Origin of the sequence: Rhodococcus sp. HNM0563, from assembly GCF_012726195.1 — a bacterium.
Taxonomy (GTDB): domain Bacteria; phylum Actinomycetota; class Actinomycetes; order Mycobacteriales; family Mycobacteriaceae; genus Rhodococcus.
This window is the reverse complement of sequence record NZ_JAASAF010000003.1, coordinates 342,674-363,434: the sequence shown is the minus strand read 5'-3', so window position 1 is coordinate 363,434 and position 20,761 is coordinate 342,674. Positions and strand designations below refer to the sequence as shown.

Genomic DNA, 20,761 nt, shown 5'->3' with positions numbered 1-20,761 from the left:
GACCAACTCGGTCGTATGTTACCGGGAAGTAGGTAATTCACCCTCGGGTTCACCCCGCAAAATCCTGCTGTAGACTCGTCGGGTTGATTCTGGGTCAGGCACGGCGGGAGGCAGGGACGCCGTGCGTGTCTTTCTGCACGCAGAAAGTTCCTGAAAAGGTACTGATGGCCCACAACTCCAAACCCTCTCATTTTCGCACCATGCACGATCTCGTCGGATCGGCCTACTTTCCGGTATCGGCGTTGGCTCGTCTGCCGCTGTCCATGCTCGTCATGGGTGTGTTGACCTACGTCGTCGCATCGTCATCCGACTTCGCTTCCGCAGGCATCGCGGCCGCGGTCACGGGAGTAGGGGTCGCTGTCGGCGCCCCGCTGTCCGGAATCGCATCCGACCGCTGGGGTCAGCGGTGGGCGCTCCTCGTCTCCACCGCGGTCTACGTGCTTGCGGTGCTGGCCGTCCTTGTTGCGGGCGACGCGGGCGGCGACGCCCCGGCGTTGTCGCCGGGCCTGCTCGCGGCGGCATTCGTCGCAGGAATCGTGGTGCCGCAGTGTGGCCCGATGACCCGAGTGCGGTGGATTCGTGGGCTGTCGAGCCGCGGCTCGGAGCACGCCGTCGGGGAAGCCCAAGGATACGAGGGCACGATGGACGAACTCGGATTCGTTCTCGGCCCGGCGGCCGTGGGCATCGTTGCTGCGCTTTTCGGTGCTGCGGCGCCGCTGTACGTCCTCATCGCGCTCACGGTGATCGTGGTGCCATGGTTCGCGCTGCATCCCAGCGCACAGTTCGCAGCACCTGCCGACGGCGTCGACCCTTTGGGCGAGGGGGAGTTCTTCTTCGCGAAAGTGTCATGGGCTCCGGTAGCGGTCCTCTTCCTCGGGATGCTCGGCATCGGAACCATTTTCGGCTCGCTGGCCACCACCACCGCGGTCTTCGCCGATGAGACCGGCCACCCGGGAAGTGGGGGCCTGATCTATGCCGCACTCGGCTTGACCTCGGGCGCAGCCGCATTGAGTGTGTCACGGTGGAGTGGACGTCTGAGCGCGTCGGTGAGGTGGACTGCATGTGCGGTCGTGCTGATTCCTGCTGTGGCATTGATGTGGTTGCCGAGCGTTCCGTGGCAGATGGCAGTCGTCCTGCTGTTCGTCGGCGCACCGATCGGCCCGATCCTCGTGACGATCTTCAAGGTCGCAGGCGATCACACCCCTGCGCGACGTCTCGGATTCATCATGACCCTGCTCAGTGCCGGAATCACCCTGGGCACCTCGATCGGGAACTGGGTCGCTGGTGAGGTTGCGAACGCGGGCGGTTACTCGGCCTCCGCCTGGGTGGCCTTCGGCGCGGGAATGGCACTGCTCGCGTGCGGCGTGTTGTTCACCGTTGTTCGATTCGCACCCGCGAATGCGGCAACTCCACAGCCGCCTGCACGGGACGTACTCGAACCACTCCGCTGATCACACCGGTATCGATGAGAAACACGATCACGCGAACGGCGTCGACCTGATCATGGTGCACTGGGTGGACAATCCGTCCACGAGAAAGGTGCATGTATGTCTTTACGAGCCCTCCGCCGCGTCGGCGCCGCCACATTTGTCGCCGCAGGCATGCTCACGGGACTCGCAGTAGGAACCGGGACGGCCGCGGCCGACACGGTCGAGGTGCCGATGGATCGGTGCTGGGGCGTGAGCCCGTACATCCTCGATCAGCCCTACGCCCCGGCCCGCCTGTTCGGTTACCAAACCGAATCGGGCAGCATCCAGCTCCAGATGCCCGACGTGTCGAGCCTGTGGTTCTTCGCCGGTGGATATCAGACCGACGTGAAGTTCGACTGGCACAACATCGCCACCGACGAGCGCGGCACCCTCACCGACACCGCGACCGTCGCGTACCCGGGCGGTGACGTGGTGACGTTCGATCTGAACTCGGGTCCCGGACCCGTCGAGTTCACGGTGAGCGCTGTCAACAGCATTCCGCTGTGGAGCATCCCGACCACATCGTGCGGTGGCGTCGTCGACGTGTGGTGACAGAGCTAGGCGGCAACCGGCGCGCGACAACCACACCGGACGGCACGTCCGTGTTCGTCGTCGTCGAGCCAGCCGTACTCGTCGCACTGCCCGCACTTGGGTGCCATCGGCATCCGGGGCGCGGGCAGTGCGCGCCAGAGGCGCAGCCACCCGTGCACGTGCATCGTCGGATTCGCCGGTCGATGCGCAGTTTTCGCGGCCGATGCGAGAGCGTCGACGCCGTGTAGTGCCGCCAGCGCGAGGATTTCGCATCGCTGCGGCGGCTTGATCCTGGCGAACGAGGCCATCAGGCCTGCGGAGGTCGTGGCGGCTTCGAGGGCGTTGAGGACGCGGTCGTCTGTTTCAGTGCGAGTCGACGACGCCACTACCTCGTTGTTCGTTTCAGTCCTTGTTTTTCGAGTACTTGTAAGAGGGACGGGCTTTCCGATGTCGGAGAGTCCGGCGGGCGGTTTCCCAGGCCCCGGCGGAACAGGGGTTTCCTCGCGCGGTTCCTCGTAGATCGTCTGGATCGTGATCCACCGGCCACGCTCGTCCTGGAACTTCTCCACCACCAGATATCCGACCTCGGCGAGTTCGCGCATCGCGGTGCGGATGGCGTCTCGGCCTTCCTTGGGGGAGTGGCGCGCGATCGACTCGGAGCGGATATGCCAATCGGCAGGTTTGCTGAGCAACATGATGAGCAGGCCCCTGGCGCGAAAACTCAGCTGACCGTCGTTGATGACGGTGTTGGAGAGGACGGTGAAATTGTCGGCCAAGCGCGGGCCGCGTCTGATTCCGCCCTGTAATGGGGCATGGGTATGCTGTGCCACGTTCGACTCCTTTGGTAAGTCGGACGACGCCCGTCGCGAGGGTCCAAGCTCGCGGCGGGCACCTTTTCTTTTGTGGCGATGATCTTGGCACAGCGTCGTACGCGATGTCTACGTTACGTTGCAGAGCGCCAGCAAGATCCAGCCTGTGCTCGATGCTGTGAACAACGAGTACGGCGGCTGGGACGAGTTCGCGACGACCGTTCGGGACCACCAAAATCCCTACAACCACAACGCCTGCGGACAGAATCGGCCTGCCTGAACCGTTGTTTCTGTCTGCGGACCATGTTTGTGTAGCCGCCCCCGGCGTTCTCCCTGCCGAAGTCCGATCGTGCCTTATTGTGTGCGCATCACTGGTGATGGGGGCGGCGATGGGCAGCAGCGCAATCCGGATGGTTCTCGCGACAGCAACGGCCTTCGCTGTCGGCGTCGGCGGCGCTCCACACGCCTCCGCTCAGGACGGCAGAACCGAGACGACCTACGCTTCCACCGCACCGCTCGCCGGCGAGGTGATCGGCTCGGTGGTCACGATCCCCGCGCCCCTACCGGAGTACGTCGGCCCGCGACCGGAACGGTGCGACCGCCTGTCCTACCTTCGCTGGAGATCGGTCGACGGCCCGGCAGACTCGGCACACGCCGACCGCATCTTCGTGGCCCAGCCGGGAATCTTCGAGGGCGCAGGGGCATTCGGAAGTGTTGCGCGCAACACCGTCGTTGCGGCCGCTCGACGAGGTGCGCACGTCGAATTCTGGGCGCTGGACAGGCGATCGAACTGCCTCGAAGACCACACCGGAGTTCAGGCCGCGCTCGCGACCGGCAGCTTCGACACCGCCACCGACTACTACTTCCACGGCGCGGAGAGCGACGGGTCGCGCTTTGCGGGCTACGCCTCGGGCGCCGATGTCGCATGGCTCGCCCATGTCGGCCTCGAACAGACTCTCCGCGACCAGTACGACCTCCTTCGACACGAACTTCCCGACCCGCAGGTCCGTAACGACAAGGTGCTGTGCGGCGGGCACTCGTTGGGAGGGTTCATAACGGGCTTCTTCGCCGAATGGGATTTCGACGGGAACCCGCAGACCCTCGACGACGCCGGATTCAGCCAGTGCTCGGGATATTTCGCGCTCGACACTGTGATCGCGGCGAAATCTCCCGCACCGGTGGGCGGATCGTTCCCGCAGATCCCCGACATCGTGAAAGCTCCGCTCGACGCTGCGACGGGAGCGGTCACCGGGGCCATGCCGGTACTGGCGCTTCCGGCGGTGATCAACCCGGAGACGACGAACCTGCTTGCTCTGGCGGGTCTCGCAGTACGTCTCGATCCGGAGGGTGTCAACGATCTCGTCGAGCGGTTGCCGGACAACCCGAACGTAGACTGGACATTGCGGGCTCTGCTCGCGAAGGACGCCGCGATGTTCGCGACCGGGGAACCGGAGGTGCGCTCACTGAATGCCACCAACGAGGCGGTTCTCGGAGCGATCCTCGACGACAATTCGCAGCCGTTCGGGTTCTTGCAGGCCAGTGTCGGTTTCATCACGGGAGCCCCCGTGCAGGACAAGCTGTTTCCGGTGCCGAGCACAACCGAGGTGTTGTCGACGGGAATGTTCGGCGACGCACCGAAAGCGTCGCCCGCAGTGTACGGCGCGGATGTGCTCTACAGGTGGCTCGACTACGACGAGGTCGCGACCGCAGATTCGCTTCCGAACGAGGCGCGCTACACGAACCCGGCGAGCGAGGTCACCTCGATTGCCGAACTGGCGCGTAATCTGTCGGAACCCCCGTTGGACTTCACGGAGTGGTACTTCCCGACTCGGCTGCCATCGGATCTTGCGCTGTCGTCGGCTCCGTCGTTCGCGACACACCACATCCACAGGGACGGGGTCGCGCGGCACCCGATTCTCACGCTTCAGGGCAGCGGAGGTATCGCGCTTCCGGAATCAGGGCATCCGGACGACGTGCCGGTCGTGGTGCCGGGCTACAACCACATCGACGTGCTCACCGCAGCCGGGGTACGGAACGACGGGCGCCCCGAACCGGTTTCGGAGGCACTTGCCGACTTCGCGACGAGATAGGTGGTTCAGGCTCCGCGCGAGGAGAAGATCGACGTGTAGTCGAACGGCTCGGTCGATGTCTGGTGCTCGGCCTCCACAACCGCCGGTTCGGTGTTGTTCGGGTCCACCGGCTGCAGGAACAGCGGGTTGTTGTCTTCGGTGTGCTGGCTCATGTGAGTCCTTTCGGGTACTGCTTTCGAACACTTCAGGTGTTGCGAGGAACACGCGGGCGCGGGGTACGCGAAACCAGGAACGTGCAGCTCGGGGATGATCATCGAGGTTCGTATCGGGGAAGATGTCCGGAGGTGTCGAACCGGTCGATGGTCCAACACTACACCCGGCGCCGCTGCGAGGCGCGCCGCCACGACGGGCGTGCCTAGACTTCAGCGGTGAATACCGTTCTTTCGACCCTCCGATCGCCTCGGAAGTTGACAACCGAGATCCTCGCGGGTCTGGTCACCTCCCTGGCCCTGATTCCCGAGGTCGTCTCGTTCGCGGTCATCGCGGGAGTCGATCCGAAAGTCGCGTTGTACACGTCCTGTGTCATGGCCATCACCATCGCGTTCGTGGGTGGGCGGCCTGCGATGGTGTCGGCCGCAGCCGGCGCGACAGCTCTGGTCATCGCGCCGCTGGTGGCGTCGCACGGGCTCGACTACTTGATTGCCGGGGTCTGGCTGGCAGGAGCGTTGCAGATCGTACTGGCGCTGGCCGGCGTCGCACGCCTGATGCGCTTCATTCCACGTTCGGTGATGATCGGATTCGTCAACGCGTTGGCCATCCTTATCTTCAGCGCCCAGCTGGGGCACCTGTTCGACGTGCCGTGGCTCGTCTACCCGCTGGTCGCGTTCGGCATCGCGATGGTGGTGTTCATCCCGAAGCTCACCACTGCGGTGCCCGCCGCGTTGATCGCGATCATCGTGCTGACCGGTGTCGTCGTGTTGTTCGGCGTGGATGTCCCGGATGTCGCCGACCAGGGTGAGCTGCCCGGAGGCTTCCCGACCTGGATGATCCCGGACGTACCGCTCACACTCGAAACCCTCCGGATCATCGCCCCGTATGCGGTGGGCCTGGCACTGGTGGGATTGATGGAGTCGTTGATGACAGCGAAGCTCGTCGACGACATCACCGACAGTCACTCGGACAAGACCCGCGAGGCTTGGGGCCAGGGCGTCGCGAACGGAGTTGCCGCGCTGTTCGGCGGCATGGGTGGGTGCGCGATGATCGGTCAGACCATGATCAACGTCAAGGAAGGTCGCGCCAGGACCCGGATCTCGACGTTCTGCGCGGGGATGTTCCTTCTTCTCCTGTGCGTCACCGTGGGAGATGTGGTCGGAGCGATCCCGATGGCCGCATTGGTCGCGGTGATGATCGTGATCGCGGTGACCACGTTCGACTGGCACAGCATCGCCCCCCGGACCCTGAAACTCATGCCGGTCAGCGAAACACTCGTCATGCTCGTGACGGTGATCGGAACGCTGGCCACCGACAATCTTGCGGTCGGTGTGGTCGCGGGTGTACTCACAGCCATGGTCGCGTTCGCGCGGCGGGTCGCGCACATGACGCGCGTCCGCGCCCTCGACGTGGACGGCGTGCGCACCTACAAGGTGTCGGGCGAGTTGTTCTGGGCATCGAGCAATGATCTGGTGTACCAATTCGATTACGTCGATGACCCCGAGCGTGTCGTCATCGACCTCACCGACGCCGAGGTGTGGGATGCGTCGACCGTAGCGACATTCGACTCGGTGCTTCACAAGTACTCCGAGAAGGGGAAGTCCGCGACAATCGTAGGCTTGGACGGCGCCAGTCTGCGCCGGGTCGAGATGCTGTCCGGAAACCTCGGCGACAGCTGATCGGGGGCGGCGACGTTTGGCTGCCGTTCCTCCCGGGAAGCCCATCCCCATGGCAACGTACAGAGTGATCGACCCCAACGGGGATGTAGTGGACACCAAGGACATCGAGAGCGCCGACGACGCTCACGCGTGGTTCGTCGATACTCGCGCCGACAACACCGAGCTCGGCTGGCGCATGGAAGCGCAACACGAGAACGACGGCACATGGCACTTCTTCGACAGCACCGAAGGGACCTCGGAGTAGCACTCCGTAGAGAGGGCCGGTGTACGGAAACTTCCGTACACCGGCCCTCTTTCGGATCTGTGTGCTGTGCCGGCACCTACTTGTTCTTGAACGCGTCCTTCACGTCCTCTACAGCGTCGGAGACCTTGTCGCCGGCCTGCTTCATGCCGCTCGAGGCGCGGTCGCCCTTGCCTTCGGCTTCGAGATCGCGGTCGTCTGTGGCCTTGCCGGTCTGTTCCTTGACCTTGCCGGTGGCTTCTTCCACCTTGTGCTTGGCCTTGTCGATGAAGTCTGCCATCGATCCTCCTCATGCTTGCCGATGGATCTTCGTGCCATGAAGAGATACCCGCGGGATCGGGAGGCAAACGTCCACACCTCCGGGAACTTCGCGTGCAAGACTTCCTGGATACGCGGTCGTTGATCACACGAGGACCCGGGAGGTGTCATGTCTCGATCGAACGACGAAGACCCCATCGGTGATGCGCCGGACGCCGACCCCGAACTGGTGCGCAGCGGCGCGGGCAAGCGTCGTGCGTCCGTGGCGTCGGTGATCGCAGCAGTCATCGTCGTAGTACTGATCATCGTCTTGATCCTCGTACTCATCTGAGTGCGTCGCTCGGATCCGAAGGTGCAGTGATCAGAGCCAGTCGCGCCGCTTGAACAGCAGATACAGCAGTCCCGCCGACCCTGCGATGACGCAGGCGCTGACGAGCACACCCCACGGCTGATCGAAGCCCGGGTAGGGCACGTTCATGCCGTACCAGCCCGTGACTGCCGTGGGTACCGCGATGATGGCGGCCCACCCGGTGAGCTTCTTCATGACCGTGTTCAAGCGCGCATCCTGCAGCGACAGGTTCGTTTCGAACAACGTGGTCACCATGTCGCGCAGCGATTCGGTCCATTCCGTCGCCCGGATCACGTGGTCGTAGAGGTCGGTGTACCAACCGTCGAGTTCTGCAGGGTTGCCGGTCTCGGCGCGGTGACGCATCACCGCGGTCACGACCTCGCGCATCGGAAGTACGACACGCCTGAGCTGGACCAGTTCCTTGCGCAGGCGGTAGATGCGGTGCTGGGTCTCGCGAGTCATCGGTGTGTCGCCGAAGAGTCCGTCCTCGATGTCCTCGATTGCGTCGTCGAGGGCTTGGATGGTCTCGAATTGACCGTCCACGATGACGTCGAGCAGTCCGTGCAGGAGCGCGCCGGTTCCGAACTGCATGAGGTCGGCGTGATCGTCCCATCGTGTCGTGACCTCGTCGATGTCGAACGGCCCGCCGCGCCGCACCGTGACGATCCCGCGCGGCAGTATGAACGCCGACACCCGGGTGGTGTGCAGGCGGGATTCGACCGTGCCGGGACCGGGTTGTCGATCGAGGTGGGTCGCGTACACCGTGACGAAGGTGTGGGTGGGATAGCGGGTTGCCTTCGTGCGCTCGCTTCGCGCCACCGCGTCCTCGACGGCATGGGGGTCGAACTCCAGCTCGGCGGCGAGTGCACTCATCTGGGCGTGTCCAGGGTCGTGCAGGTCCACCCATACCAACGCGCGCTCGTCCGAGAGATGCTCGGCGATGTCGTCGAGCGGGAATCCGTCCGCGACGAGCACACCGTCGCGCCACAACCGTGTGCGCACGTCTCCGGGGAGATTGGTCATGCTCGAAGTGTGCCGCACTCAGAGCTCGGCGCTGGTCTCTCCGGTTTCGGTGAGTCGCAGCATCTCGTCGAGGAACGCTGCGTCGACGACAGGCCATTCCTTCGGCCAGCGGTCCTCGCGCAATCTGTCGCGGAGCGAGGTGAGTACGGCGACGACGTGAGTGCCACCGTCGACGAGATACCGGAGCATGCCGCGGTCGCCGCAGACCTCGACGGCCGGTGCGAGGATCTCCTCGGCCTCCTCGATCCGTCCGGCTGCATGCAGACACGCCGCGAGCAGGCGGCCCGCCTGCAGGTGTGCACGCCGTCGTCCGTTGATGTCGGTGCGCCGGTACCACAGCTGCGCCCAGTCGACCGCGTGGGCAACCGAATCCGGATCTGCACTGTTGTACAACAGGCGGATGGCGGTGGCGTCCTCGATCTGCGCGGTCACTTCGGCTACGCCGTCCGTGTCGGGACGGTCCGTCGCCGGCATCTCCTGAGCTTCGCGCGGCGCCGTGGACAGGCCCAGCCTGACGCGTTCGTTGTCGACGCGCGCGCGTAGCCGCCGGAGATGGAGGGTGGCGGCTGCCCGCAGGCCTTCGTCCAGCAGTGCGACGGCCGCGTCTCGATCACCGCGCAGCATCTTCAATCGTGCGGCGGTGGCGAACCGCGCAATCATGAAATCCGCAATGCCGCCTTCGATCCCGAGCTGGGCGCTTTCGTCGAGAAGTGCTTCGGCCTCTGCGAGCCGACCCTGCTCGTAGAGCAGCTCTCCGAGCATCGCAGCCGCGAGCCGGCCGCCATGGGAATGCACGCCGCCGCTGTGGCGTGCGGTGCGCAGCGCCGAACGAAAGCGCTTCTCGGCGACCGCCACATCGAGCAGTTCGCTGGCAGCGATCCCGGACAGGCATTCCCCATAGATTCCGGCGAACGGCCCCTTGGTGCTCTGGTGATACGGTTCGGCCCATTCCTGCCACCGTTGGGCGGCCTCGAAGTCGAAGCGGAAGAGGGCGGTGTAGCTGGCGAATACGGCGGCGGCGGCCACCACCCACGGACGCAGCGTGTCGGCGGATTCCAGGCACGGTGCGATGAGCCGGTCGATGTCGGCAGCTTGATCGGCGTTCATGAGGATTGCTGCTTCGGCCACGTCCATCTCGATACGAAGCGATTCGGTCTCCGCTGCGGGAAGTGCGCTCCGTTCGAGTGCGTCGCGAGCGGCATCGAGTGCGGTCCTGGCCTTGTCGCTTCGTTGCAGAGCGCCGTTCGCCCACGAACACGAGAGTTGAAGGCGTGGATCGTCCGACACCGCGCGGTGCGGGAGCTTTTCGATGAGCGTGAGCAACGTCGTCATGCGACCGTGTTCCATCAGATTCATGCCGTCGGTGGCCACGAGGTCCAGCGCGAACCGGGTGTCGTCGGAGGCCAGTGCATGATCGACCGACTCGCGCAGCATGTGGTGACGCGCGAACCACTGCGCGGCAAGGTGATGCAATTCGGGAATCCGCTCGGGCCTGTCGTGTTCGAGGCGACGGCGGAGAAAGTCGAGGAACATGTGGTGGTAGCGGAACCAGACGCGTTCGTCGTCGACGTGTCGCAGGAACAGGTCTCGCTGCTCGATCTCCTCGAGCATCGCCTGCGCCCGTGGATTCCCGGTGAGGGTCGAAGCAAGGCTACCGCTGATGGATTCGGTGATCGACGTCGACAACAAGAACTCGTAGACCTTTGGCTCGAGTGTGGAAAGAACGTTGTCGGCGAGGAATTCGCCGATTGCATGGTGGCGTCCGGTGATGTTCTCGATCATCCCTGTCGGATCGTCGCTGTCGCGCAACGACAACGACGCGAGCTGTAGCGCCGCGGCCCACCCCTCGGTGGAGCGGTTGAGATCCTGGACATCTTCGCGGTCGAGATGCAGCCCGCTCACTTCGCGCAGGAAGGAATCGGATTCGTCTGTGTCGAATCGCAGGACACTCGAATCGAGTTCGACGAGTTCGTCGCGCATCCGCATGCGGCTCAACGGCAGTCCGGCCTGAGTGCGACTGGTGACCACGATCTGCAGATGGTGGCACCCGCGCTCGAGGAGGAAGTCCAGCGCGGCGATCGTCTCCGGCGAGGTGATCCGATGCCAGTCGTCGATCATCAAGGTGGTCTGCACCTTGTTGCTGTGCAGATCGTCGATCAATGTGCTCAGCACGTATCGCTCGGCATCGTCGCCGTGGGATTCGAGGATCTGCGCGAGCTGACGGCTCAGATGTGGACGCACTTGTCTGATCGCCTCGATCAGGTGGGTCAGGAACCACAGGACGTTGTTGTCGTCGCTGTCGACGGTGAGCCACGCGACCGGGATTCCCTCTCCGACGAGAACGTCGCGCCATTGGGCGGCGAGGGTCGACTTACCGAAGCCGGTGGGCGCGTGGATCGCGGTGAGCCTGCGCCGCCGGCCCGCTCGCAGCAGATCGATCAACCGGGTGCGGTCGATCAGTGGCCTGTTGGCGGCCGGAGGACGGAAGCGAGTCGCAGGTGAGGTCGACGGTGATGTGAACGACGTCGACGGGAGGCGTCCCGAGTCGCTTGTCGAGGAGGTCGACGGCAGCGCTGCAGGCAGAGAGGGCCCGGGAGCGTCCTCGGGTAATGCCATGTCGTCGACGGGCAGCCCGAAGTTGCGTTCGAGTTGCTGAAGCTCCTCCCCGAAATCCATGGCGGTCTGTGGACGTCCTGCGGGGTCGGTCGACATTCCGCGTTCGAGTACCTCGCAGAGCGCGTCGGGGAGTCCGCCGCCCCGGAGATCCGGGATGGGCTCCGACGTGATCCGAAGGAATTGCGCAACGACCTTCTCGCCTTCGCGGCGCTCGTAAGCGGCGTGGCCGGTGATCGCGCAGAACAGGGTCGCCGCAAGCCCGTATACATCCGCCGCGGCTGCGGGATTGTCACCGCGCAGAATCTCGGGAGCTGTGAACGCGGGCGATCCGGTGATTGCTCCGGAGGAGGTGCGAAAACCCCCGCCGACCCGTGCGATGCCGAAATCGGTGAGTTGAGGCTCGCCGTATTCGGTGATCAGGATGTTGCCCGGCTTCACGTCGCGGTGCAGTACGTCGTTCCGGTGCGCGGTTTCGAGCGCTCCCGCGACCTTGATTCCCAAGCGCACCGCTTCTGGCCACTCCAGCGGACCGTGTCTGCGAATCCGTGCCTCGAGGGAGTCGTGCGGATGGTAGTGCATCACGAGATACGGCAGCCCGGTGCCGCCGGTGCCTGCTTGGAGCACGGTGACGATGTGCGGATGGCCCGACAACCGGCCCATTACGCGTTGCTCCCGCAGAAACCGGTCCATGTTGTCGGGATCGAGGGTGGTGCTGAGAATTTTCACCGCCACTGTACGGTCGAGCGATTCCTGTCGGCATCGGTAGACCACACCGAAACCGCCGCGACCGATCTCTTCCGGATCGGTGAATCCGGCAGCCGCCAATGCCCGAACGGTGTCGGCCTCGTTCGCGGTCAGGACCGGCGCGGCTCGGGTGGCAAGCGGGTCGTTCTCGGTCATCAGGGTGCCTCGTTCAGGGGTTTCTCCAGGATAGTCCCGCTGGGTGTACGCCCGGCGCTTATCGCTTCACGGGACTCGATTACCTTTGTGCCGCCGGGACGCGTCGACGAAACCGACGACCCGGACGAAAACGACACTGCGACGAGAAGTGGACACACACATGAAGAAGACTCTCGCGGCGCTGCTCGGTGCGGGCGTGGTCCTGCTGGCGGCGGCGTGCGGATCCTCGGACGAGGCATCCGACTCGACCGAGGACACCACCACGACGACCACCTCTCCATCGGCCGAGTCCGGCACTCCGAGCAGCCCCGCGGTGAACCTCGGCGACAGCTACGAGGACAACTGCGCGGCCATGCTCCCGTACCTCGACGAGCTCGAGGAATGGGGTCAGGATCGCGCTGCGGCAGCGTCCGCGGTCGCTGAAGCTCAGCAGCAGCTCCCGGAATGGGAGAACCTGAGTGAGGAAGAACAGGCCGATACTCTCAAGGCCATCGAGGACGCCGGTAAGGGGCAGTGCTCATAAACAGCGAGTTGTTCGACAGGTTGCGGCGCTTCCCTGATGTGGAAGCGCCCAATCTGCTTGCTGTCGACGCGGCGGACCGTCTGATTCTCGACGAGGCGGACGCCGCGCTCGTGGCCGCGGACGACGGATCCGTCGTCGTGATCGACGACCACTTCGGTGCGCTCACCCTCGGTACCGCTGCCCGACACGATGCGTTCGGATTGCGCGTTCACCAGGATTCGATCGTCGCCGAACGCGCATTGGCCGCGAACGCCGACCGTGAAGGCATGCTGGACCGCTTCACCTCCGGCGAACTGAGCGAGGAGCTCCTGACCGGCGCGCAGGTGGTACTTCTGCAGCTGCCCCGATCGCTCAGTGCTCTCACCGAGATCGCGGAAGCCGTCGCCCGGTATGCAACACCCGAGGTCGCTGTGTTCGCGGGTGGACGGGACAAACACATCACCATTGCCATGAACGACGTCCTCGGCCGGTCGTTCGGCGAGGTCCAGGCATCGCGGGGGCGGCAGAAGTCGAGGGTCCTCAGAGCCCGGACGCCGATTCCCGGGACGCCGACCTATCCGGTCACCGAGACGCTGACCGACCTCGATCTGACCGTCGTCGCGCACGGTGCGGTCTTCGCAGGGCCGCGCCTCGACATCGGGACCCGCTACCTCCTCGACTTCCTTCGTCAGACCCCGCGGAACATCGGTGTGGCGGTTGACCTCGGATGTGGCACCGGAATCCTCGCCGCGGAGCTGGCCAGGATTCGGCCGTCGGCGCGAATCATCGCGACCGATCAGTCCGCCTCGGCGGTGGCCTCCGCCGCTGCGACCGCCGCCGCCAACGGTCTGGCCGACCGCATCGAGACTCTCCGCGACGACGTCGCATCCTCGCTACCCGATGCGTCCGTCGACGTCGTGGTGTGCAACCCGCCATTCCACATCGGTGCTGCGGTGCACACCGGTATCGCGGAGAAGATGTTCGAATCGGCTGCGCGCATCCTGCGTGACGGCGGTGAACTGTGGACCGTGCACAACTCCAACCTCGGCTACCACCGCCACCTGCAAGGACTGGTCGGCCGCACGACCGTTGCGGGTCGTAACCGCAAGTTCACCGTGACCCGATCGGTCCGCACCCGGTAGAGTCCGGTTTGTCCGGGGGTCGCTCTGCGGCATCAGAAGACGGTCCGCTCCGCGGTGGGAACTTTCGTCGCGGCTGCCTCGTTCAATGGACAACCAGGTTCAACGGACAGAAGCGAACCATCAGAAGGGAAGTGCACGGTGCGCACCACCAGCAATCCGGTGTTCCGCAACCTGCCCAAGCAAGAGGGCGGCGGATACGCCTCATTCGGCTCTGCTACAGCGGGCGCCGCTCAGGTAACCCAGCAATTCGGACAGCCGCAATACGCGCCTGCCGATCCGTGGGCGCGTCCCACAGATCAGCGGTCCATGACCATCGACGACGTCGTCACCAAGACCGGCATCACGCTCGGCGTGCTCGCCGTCACGGCGCTGATCTCGTACGTACTGGTCAATTCCAATACCGGCCTGGCTCTGCCCTTTGTGGTCGGCGGCGGCCTGATCGGTCTCGTCCTCGTCCTCGTCGCCACATTCGGCCGGAAGATGGACAACCCGGCCATCGTCCTGGCCTACGCGGTCGCAGAAGGCTTCTTCCTCGGCGCGCTGTCGTTCATGTTCACCGACATCACCTTCGGTGGCGCCGGCGGTTCGACGCTGATCGCTCAGGCGGTCCTCGGCACGTTCGGCGTGTTCTTCGGCATGCTCGTCGTCTACCGCACAGGCGCGATCCGCGTCACGCCGCGGCTGACCCGCATGATCGTCGGCGCACTGGTCGGTGTCCTGGTTCTCGCACTCGGCAACCTGGTCGCGAGCTTCTTCATCGACGGCGGGCTCGGCCTGCGCGACGGTGGCGCTCTCGCCATCATCTTCAGCCTCGTGTGCATCGGCATCGCCGCGTTCAGCTTCCTGCTGGACTTCGACGCCGCTGACCAGCTGATCCGCGCCCAGGCGCCGGAGAAGGCTGCGTGGGGCGTGGCCTTCGGTCTCACCGTCACCCTGGTCTGGCTGTACGTCGAGATCCTTCGACTGCTCAGCTACTTCCAGAGCGACTAGTCTTCAGCCGCACAGCGGCCGGACCACCTATGCGGTGGTCCGGCCGCTGTCGTATGGCCGAGAGGCCCTCGACAACCGATGTCTGAGAACATGGTGGTATGCGCATCGCGGATTCTGTTGTCGACCTCATCGGAAATACCCCCCTGGTCAAACTCAACTCGGTGGTCAAACCTGGATCGGCGCTGGTGGCAGCGAAGATCGAGTACCTCAACCCCGGCGGTAGCTCGAAAGACCGCATCGCCGTCAAGATGATCGACGCGGCCGAGGCCTCGGGCGAACTGAAGCCGGGCGGCACGATCGTCGAACCGACCTCCGGAAACACCGGGATCGGTCTGGCTCTCGTCGCCCAGCAGCGCGGATACAAGTGCGTGTTCGTCTGCCCCGACAAGGTCAGCGAGGACAAGCGCAACGTGCTCAAGGCCTACGGTGCCGAAGTGGTGGTGTGCCCGACCGCGGTGCCGCCGGAGCACCCTGACAGCTACTACACCGTTTCCGACCGGCTCGCCCGCGAACTGCCCGGCGGCTGGAAGCCGAACCAGTACGCCAACCCGGGTGGTCCCGAGAGTCACTACGAGACCACTGGCCCCGAGATCTGGAACGACACCGACGGCAAGATCACCCACTTCGTCGCGGGCGTCGGCACCGGCGGCACCATCAGCGGCACCGGCCGCTACCTCAAGGAGGTGTCGGGCGGCAAGGTCAAGGTCATCGGCGCCGATCCCGAAGGTTCCGTGTACTCCGGTGGCACCGGCCGCCCGTACCTCGTCGAAGGCGTCGGCGAGGACTTCTGGCCCGCCGCGTACGACCCGGCCATCCCTGACGAGATCATTGCCGTTTCCGACGCCGACTCGTTCGAGATGACCCGTCGCCTCGCGCGCGAGGAAGGTCTGCTCGTCGGCGGTTCGTGCGGGATGGCGATGGTCGCGGCGCTCGAGGTTGCCGAGCGTGAAGGCCCCGAGGCCGTCGTCGTGGTGCTGCTGCCCGACGGTGGGCGCGGATACCTGTCGAAGATCTTCAACGACAAGTGGATGGCGTCGTACGGCTTCCTGCGCGCTCCGCTCGACGGCAAGCCCGACGACTCCACAGTCGGCGACGTGCTACGCGGCAAGTCCGGCGACCTGCCCGCGCTCGTGCACACTCACCCCTCCGAAACTGTGCGCGACGCAATCGAGATCCTCCGCGAGTACGGCGTCTCGCAGATGCCCGTCGTCGGTGCCGAACCACCCGTCACCGCGGGCGAGGTCGCCGGTTCGGTCAGCGAACGAGAACTGCTCAGCGCCGTCTTCGAAGGACGCGCGAACCTCGCCGACTCCGTCGAGAAGCACATGAGCCCGCCGCTGCCCAATATCGGTGTCGGTGAGTCGATCGCTTCCGCGACGAAGGCGTTCGGCGACACCGATGCGCTCATGGTGATCGACGACGGCAAACCTGTCGGCGTCATCACCCGCCACGATCTGCTTGGTTTCATCTCCGAAGGCCGATAGGACACCGATTTCACAATGACGGACAACACACAGCACGGTTTCGCCACACGCGCTATCCATGCAGGCTTCGAGCCCGACCCTCAGACCGGCGCGGTCAACGTGCCGATCTATGCGTCGTCGACGTTCGCTCAAGACGGCGTCGGTGAAATGCGCAACGGCTTCGAATACGCGCGGACCGGCAACCCCACTCGCCGCCCCCTCGAAGCGAATCTCGCAGCGCTCGAAGGCGGCGCCTACGGTCGCGCATTCGGTTCGGGTATGGCGGCCACCGACTGCCTGCTGCGTTCGGCGCTGCGGCCCGGCGACCACCTCGTCATCCCCAATGACGCCTACGGTGGCACGTTCCGGCTCATCGACAAGGTCTTCACGCAGTGGGGCATCGAGTACACGCCCGCCGCGGTCAACGATCTCGACGAGGTGCGCGCGGCCCTGCGACCGAACACCAAACTCGTGTGGGTCGAAACCCCCACCAACCCGCTGCTCAACATCGGCGACATCGCTGCGCTCGCCGACATCGCACATACCGGCGGCGCAAAACTCGTCGTCGACAACACGTTCGCGTCGCCGTACCTGCAGCAGCCGCTGTCGCTCGGCGCCGACGTCGTGCTGCACTCGACCACCAAGTACATCGGTGGTCACTCCGACGTCGTCGGGGGAGCGCTCGTGGCGAACGACGAGGAACTCGACACCGCATTCGCGTTCCTGCAGAACGGCGCGGGTGCGGTGCCCGGGCCGTTCGACGCCTTCCTCACGCTGCGCGGTATCAAGACCCTCGCGGTGCGGATGGAGCGGCACAGCGACAACGCCGAGAAGATCGTCGATGCGCTCTCCGGGCACAAGGCGGTCACGTCGGTGCTGTATCCCGGTCTCGAGTCGCATCCCGGTCATGAGGCTGCTGCCAAGCAGATGCGTCGATTCGGCGGCATGATCTCGGTGCGTCTGGCCGGGGGACGGCAGGCTGCGCTCGACTTCTGCAAGCGCACGGAGATATTCACCCTCGCCGAGTCGCTCGGCGGCGTCGAGTCGCTGATCGAGCACCCGGGTGCCATGACGCACGCGTCGACGGCGGGCTCGGCGCTCGAGGTGCCGGACGACCTCGTGCGGCTCTCCGTCGGCATCGAGGATGTCGCGGATCTGCTGGCCGATATCGAGCAGGCTCTGGGATAAGTCCCGGCGACACGCGAGGAGGCGCCCGCCTGGGGCGCCTCCTCGCGCGTTCGAGTCCCCTACGCTGAGGCGATGGGTGCATTCGATCAGGTGCGCATAGGAGAACCGGAGATCCGTGCAGCCGAGGATGCACTCGCCCCCGTCATACGACGAACCCCGGTGCTGCCTTCACGGGTGCTCTCCGAGCGCACCGGCGTCCCGGTGTGGTTCAAATGCGAAAACCTGCAGCACACCGGCTCGTTCAAACCGCGTGGTGCGTACTACCGCATCGCGCGACTCGCGGCGGACGAGCGGGCGCGCGGTGTCGTTGCGGCGAGTGCGGGCAATCATGCGCAGGGAGTCGCGTGGGCGGCGACCGGGCTCGGCATCGCTTCGACGGTGTTCATGCCGGTCGGTGCGGCCCTGCCGAAGGTCGCCGCGACCCGTGCCTACGGCGCCGACGTCCACTTCGCCGGCCACACGATCGACGACGCGCTGGTGGCGGCGCAGGAGTTCGCGGCGGAGACGGGCGCGGTGTTCATCCACCCGTACGACCACGAGGATGTCGTGGCCGGGCAAGGCACCGTCGGACTCGAGATCGCTGCGCAACTTCCCGATGTGAGCGCAGTGGTGGTCCCGACCGGTGGTGGCGGTCTGCTGGCCGGAGTCGCAGCGGCACTCGCTTCCGTCCGGCCGGAGGTTCGGGTGATCGGTGTTCAGGCCGAGGGCGCGGCGGCGTGGCCGGGTTCGTTGCTGGCGGGACGTCCCGAACGAGCCGAGACGCTCGCGACCGTCGCCGACGGTATCGCTGTGGGAATGCCTGGGTCCGTACCGTTTCCGCTCGTGCAGGACTACGTCGAGCGCGTCGTTACTGTCAGCGACGACGCCCTCGCCCGGGCGTTGGTGCTGTGCATGGAGCGGTCCAAGCTGATCGTCGAGCCTGCGGGAGCTGCTGCGGTCGCTGCGCTGTCCACCGCGGGACTGGAGTTCGACGGCCCGGTGGCCGCGATCCTCACCGGTGGCAACATCGACCCGCTCGTTCTGACTCATGTGATCGGACATGGTCTGCGAGCGGCAGGCCGGTATCTTGCTGTGCGCGTGTCGATCCCGGATCGGCCCGGTGCTCTCGTCGGATTGCTGAGCGTTGTCGGAGATTCCGACGCCAGCGTCGTCGACGTCGTACATTCGCGCACGGCGGGACAACTCGCGCTGGACGAGGTGCAGGTCGCACTGACGATGGAAACCCGTGGTGCGCAACACCGCAGTGAGGTGCTCGATGCGCTGCGCGACGCCGGGTACGTGGTGAGGCTCGAGTAGTTGCGGCGATGCAACGTGCTCGAGTGTCGGGCATCGGTGCGCCTGCCTGCCCGTACGATCGCATCCGTGACCGACTTCGACTACGACCTCGCCGCAGATGACGCACTGATCGCCGCTGTGCTCACTCTGCTCCGGGAGCACGGCCCGCTCACGCTCGACGAGATAGGAGAGCGACTCGCGTCGGGCCACGATGCCGAGGACCTGGACCTGCCCGTCGACGAACTGCCCGAGCATCCGATGTTGGCCTACCTGAGCGACGGCCGATACGCCGCATTCGACGCGCTTCTCGGCGGCCGTATCCTGACACATCGGCTCACCGAAGCCGAGGTGGCTTCGGCTGTGCTTCCCATCGACGAGATCTACCCCCTGCTTGTGTTCGTGACCGGCGACGAAGGATACGACCTCGTCGAGATCGAGCACGAACCCGAGCGGCTCGACGATCGCGGCATCACCGATCTCGCACCGTTCGGTCATGAAGCGCTCGTGTTTCCCCGCGGTGCGTTCGCCGAGTTGTCGGCCGGGGACCTCGTGGCCGCAACCGTGTCGGAGACGGGATTGACGATCGCACCGGCCACCACCGAGGTCGATGTCGTGCCCGAATTGACCGCGGTGCTGGGGGAGGCGCTCGCGTCCGGCGACCCGGCGTATCTCGAAGCGTCGGTGTACGCCGTGATGGTGGAGACGCCCACGTCGTTCACCGTTCCGACCCTTCCGTTGTCGGAACAGGTCCAGGCGGGGGGGCTCGAGGTGTCGGGCGGTCTTGTTGCACCGCCCGGGTTCGATTTCGCCGGGTATCTCGCGCAGAGCGCAGTCGATTCCTATGCCGAGCAGGTCGGGATACCGGTCGAGGCGGTGCCGGGGGTCGTGTTGTTCGCGTCGCTGGTCGATGCGATCGATTCCGGGGACGACCACGATCTCGAGCCGCGGTTCTCGGAGGGCAAATCCGGGTTGTTCGCAGTGTTGGCCGACCCCGATGTCGCGTCGACGGTTCTCGATGAACTCCTCGAGCAGGCGATCGATCCGAAGGCGATCGAATGGGCGGCGTTGTGGATGAAGGACCACGGACCGCGGAAGGTCGACGCGTCGGCGTTCTGGATGGCGGGCAAGGCGGCAGAAACCGATGCGCGCGTCGACGAGGCGGCTCGCCACTTCGAGCGTTCGACGGATCTGGATTCGGAGTTCGATCCGGCGCTCGAGGACCTCGCCCGGTACGTTTCCGACAGTGGGGACGCGGTCCGGGCGCTGTCGCTACTGGGCAGGTCTCGTGGCGGTCCGGATCATCCGCTGTATTCGGTGTTGGAGGCCTTCCAGCCCGTCGAGCGCCCCGATCTGGGTCGCAACGATCGGTGCTGGTGTGGTTCGGGTCGCAAGTACAAGGCATGTCATCTCGGCAAGGTCGAGTACCCGCTGGCGGATCGCGCGCCCTGGCTGTATTTCAAAGCCTGCATGCAGATGACGCAGGTCTCGTGGCGAGACCATCGCTTCGCCCTTGCGGAGGCACGCAGCGGCTACAGCGACAACGACGACGACCTGTTCGAGGCTCTGTCCGATCCGCTGCTCGACGACGTCATGCTCGGTGAAGGCGGAGGGCTGGCCGAGTTCGCGCAGGTGCGTGGGCATCTGCTGCCCGACGACGAACGTGAACTTCTTGCGCAATGGCTGCCGGTGGAGCGGTCGGTGCACGAGGTCGAGGCTGTCCGGGCGGGGGAGGGTCTGACGCTGCGCGATCTGCGTTCGGGTGAGCGGCGGAACCTGACCGCACCGGAGGTGGGCGAGGACGTTCCCGTCGGCATGCTGTTGTGCGCGCGAGTCGTACCGGTCGCCGACACGTGGCGAATTCTGGGGTCTGCCACACCGGTGACTCAGGAGCAGTGCGACGCGATCCTCGGGTTGGTCGATGACGACGGGGAGCGCGCCGACGAGTACGCCGGTGTCGTCATCGTGGAGTTACTGACCGATCCCTCCCTCTCCTCGCAGGCAACAGACGGATAACAGCGAGTACCTCCAGTCACACTGATCCCACCCGCCACTCAACTAGAACGTGTTCCTAAATATATGTGATATC

At 65.3% G+C, this 20,761-nt stretch carries 18 protein-coding genes; 13 read left to right on the top strand and 5 right to left on the bottom strand.

Annotation, left to right across the window (positions count from 1 at the left end):
- Nucleotides 1-200 precede the first annotated feature (200 nt).
- Together HCA61_RS08680 and HCA61_RS08675 are read left to right on the top strand one after the other, a co-directional pair.
- Nucleotides 201-1,451, top strand: coding sequence for an MFS transporter (locus HCA61_RS08680; RefSeq protein WP_169687749.1), 1,251 nt, complete (start codon nucleotides 201-203; stop codon nucleotides 1,449-1,451).
- Between the two features lie 96 nt (nucleotides 1,452-1,547).
- A complete protein-coding gene (locus HCA61_RS08675; protein WP_169687748.1) occupies nucleotides 1,548-2,021 on the top strand; it encodes a hypothetical protein in 474 nt (157 codons plus the stop codon).
- A 5-nt stretch (nucleotides 2,022-2,026) separates the two neighbouring features.
- Here the strand turns inward: HCA61_RS08675 and HCA61_RS08670 are convergent, their stop codons facing one another.
- Nucleotides 2,027-2,830: a replication protein gene (locus HCA61_RS08670; protein WP_346777519.1), complete on the bottom strand. Its 804-nt coding sequence runs from the start codon at nucleotides 2,828-2,830 to the stop codon at nucleotides 2,027-2,029.
- A gap of 368 nt (nucleotides 2,831-3,198) precedes the next feature.
- On the opposite strand from HCA61_RS08670, the gene HCA61_RS08665 reads away from it, so the two are divergent.
- On the top strand, nucleotides 3,199-4,899 hold the full coding sequence (locus tag HCA61_RS08665; RefSeq protein ID WP_240959043.1) for a hypothetical protein: 1,701 nt from the start codon (nucleotides 3,199-3,201) through the stop codon (nucleotides 4,897-4,899).
- Between the two features lie 5 nt (nucleotides 4,900-4,904).
- Here the strand turns inward: HCA61_RS08665 and HCA61_RS08660 are convergent, their stop codons facing one another.
- Nucleotides 4,905-5,051, bottom strand: a complete 147-nt coding sequence (locus HCA61_RS08660) for a hypothetical protein (protein WP_169687747.1) — start codon at nucleotides 5,049-5,051, stop codon at nucleotides 4,905-4,907.
- 216 nt (nucleotides 5,052-5,267) lie between these two features.
- Between HCA61_RS08660 and HCA61_RS08655 the strand changes: the two genes are divergently transcribed.
- Nucleotides 5,268-6,728, top strand: a complete 1,461-nt coding sequence (locus tag HCA61_RS08655) for a SulP family inorganic anion transporter (protein ID WP_169687746.1) — start codon at nucleotides 5,268-5,270, stop codon at nucleotides 6,726-6,728.
- 49 nt (nucleotides 6,729-6,777) lie between these two features.
- Nucleotides 6,778-6,972, top strand: coding sequence for a hypothetical protein (locus HCA61_RS08650; protein ID WP_169687745.1), 195 nt, complete (start codon nucleotides 6,778-6,780; stop codon nucleotides 6,970-6,972).
- A 76-nt stretch (nucleotides 6,973-7,048) separates the two neighbouring features.
- On the opposite strand, the gene HCA61_RS08645 is transcribed toward HCA61_RS08650, so the two are convergent.
- A complete protein-coding gene (locus HCA61_RS08645; protein ID WP_169687744.1) occupies nucleotides 7,049-7,249 on the bottom strand; it encodes a CsbD family protein in 201 nt (66 codons plus the stop codon).
- Nucleotides 7,250-7,396: 147 nt separating this feature from the next.
- Here HCA61_RS08645 and HCA61_RS08640 point away from each other — a divergent pair, with 147 nt between their 5' ends.
- Entirely contained in the window at nucleotides 7,397-7,558 is a 162-nt protein-coding gene (locus HCA61_RS08640) for a hypothetical protein (protein WP_169687743.1), read from the top strand.
- Nucleotides 7,559-7,588: 30 nt separating this feature from the next.
- Here HCA61_RS08640 and HCA61_RS08635 read toward each other — a convergent pair whose 3' ends face one another.
- Both HCA61_RS08635 and HCA61_RS08630 read right to left on the bottom strand, forming a co-directional pair.
- A complete protein-coding gene (locus HCA61_RS08635; RefSeq protein WP_169687742.1) occupies nucleotides 7,589-8,599 on the bottom strand; it encodes a magnesium transporter CorA family protein in 1,011 nt (336 codons plus the stop codon).
- A gap of 18 nt (nucleotides 8,600-8,617) precedes the next feature.
- Nucleotides 8,618-12,115 carry a serine/threonine-protein kinase gene (locus HCA61_RS08630; RefSeq protein ID WP_169687741.1) on the bottom strand — a complete coding sequence of 1,166 codons (3,498 nt, stop codon included), beginning with the start codon at nucleotides 12,113-12,115 and terminating at the stop codon, nucleotides 8,618-8,620.
- A gap of 160 nt (nucleotides 12,116-12,275) precedes the next feature.
- Here HCA61_RS08630 and HCA61_RS08625 point away from each other — a divergent pair, with 160 nt between their 5' ends.
- The 7 genes from HCA61_RS08625 to HCA61_RS26790 all read left to right on the top strand — a co-directional run bounded on the left by HCA61_RS08625 (nucleotide 12,276) and on the right by HCA61_RS26790 (nucleotide 20,688).
- Nucleotides 12,276-12,638: a hypothetical protein gene (locus HCA61_RS08625; RefSeq protein WP_169687740.1), complete on the top strand. Its 363-nt coding sequence runs from the start codon at nucleotides 12,276-12,278 to the stop codon at nucleotides 12,636-12,638.
- Nucleotides 12,629-13,759: a methyltransferase gene (locus tag HCA61_RS08620; RefSeq protein ID WP_169687739.1), complete on the top strand. Its 1,131-nt coding sequence runs from the start codon at nucleotides 12,629-12,631 to the stop codon at nucleotides 13,757-13,759. The genes HCA61_RS08625 and HCA61_RS08620 overlap by 10 nt, the downstream gene beginning before the upstream one ends.
- 138 nt (nucleotides 13,760-13,897) lie before the next feature.
- Complete coding sequence (locus HCA61_RS08615) at nucleotides 13,898-14,749, top strand: Bax inhibitor-1/YccA family protein (RefSeq protein WP_169687738.1); 852 nt, start codon at nucleotides 13,898-13,900, stop codon at nucleotides 14,747-14,749.
- A 98-nt stretch (nucleotides 14,750-14,847) separates the two neighbouring features.
- Nucleotides 14,848-16,233 carry a cystathionine beta-synthase gene (locus HCA61_RS08610; protein ID WP_169687737.1) on the top strand — a complete coding sequence of 462 codons (1,386 nt, stop codon included), beginning with the start codon at nucleotides 14,848-14,850 and terminating at the stop codon, nucleotides 16,231-16,233.
- Nucleotides 16,234-16,248: 15 nt separating this feature from the next.
- Entirely contained in the window at nucleotides 16,249-17,400 is a 1,152-nt protein-coding gene (locus HCA61_RS08605) for a cystathionine gamma-synthase (protein ID WP_169687736.1), read from the top strand.
- Between the two features lie 72 nt (nucleotides 17,401-17,472).
- Complete coding sequence (gene ilvA / locus HCA61_RS08600) at nucleotides 17,473-18,696, top strand: threonine ammonia-lyase (protein WP_169687735.1); 1,224 nt, start codon at nucleotides 17,473-17,475, stop codon at nucleotides 18,694-18,696.
- A gap of 66 nt (nucleotides 18,697-18,762) precedes the next feature.
- Entirely contained in the window at nucleotides 18,763-20,688 is a 1,926-nt protein-coding gene (locus HCA61_RS26790; RefSeq protein WP_169687734.1) for an SEC-C domain-containing protein, read from the top strand.
- The last annotated feature ends 73 nt before the right edge of the window (nucleotides 20,689-20,761 follow it).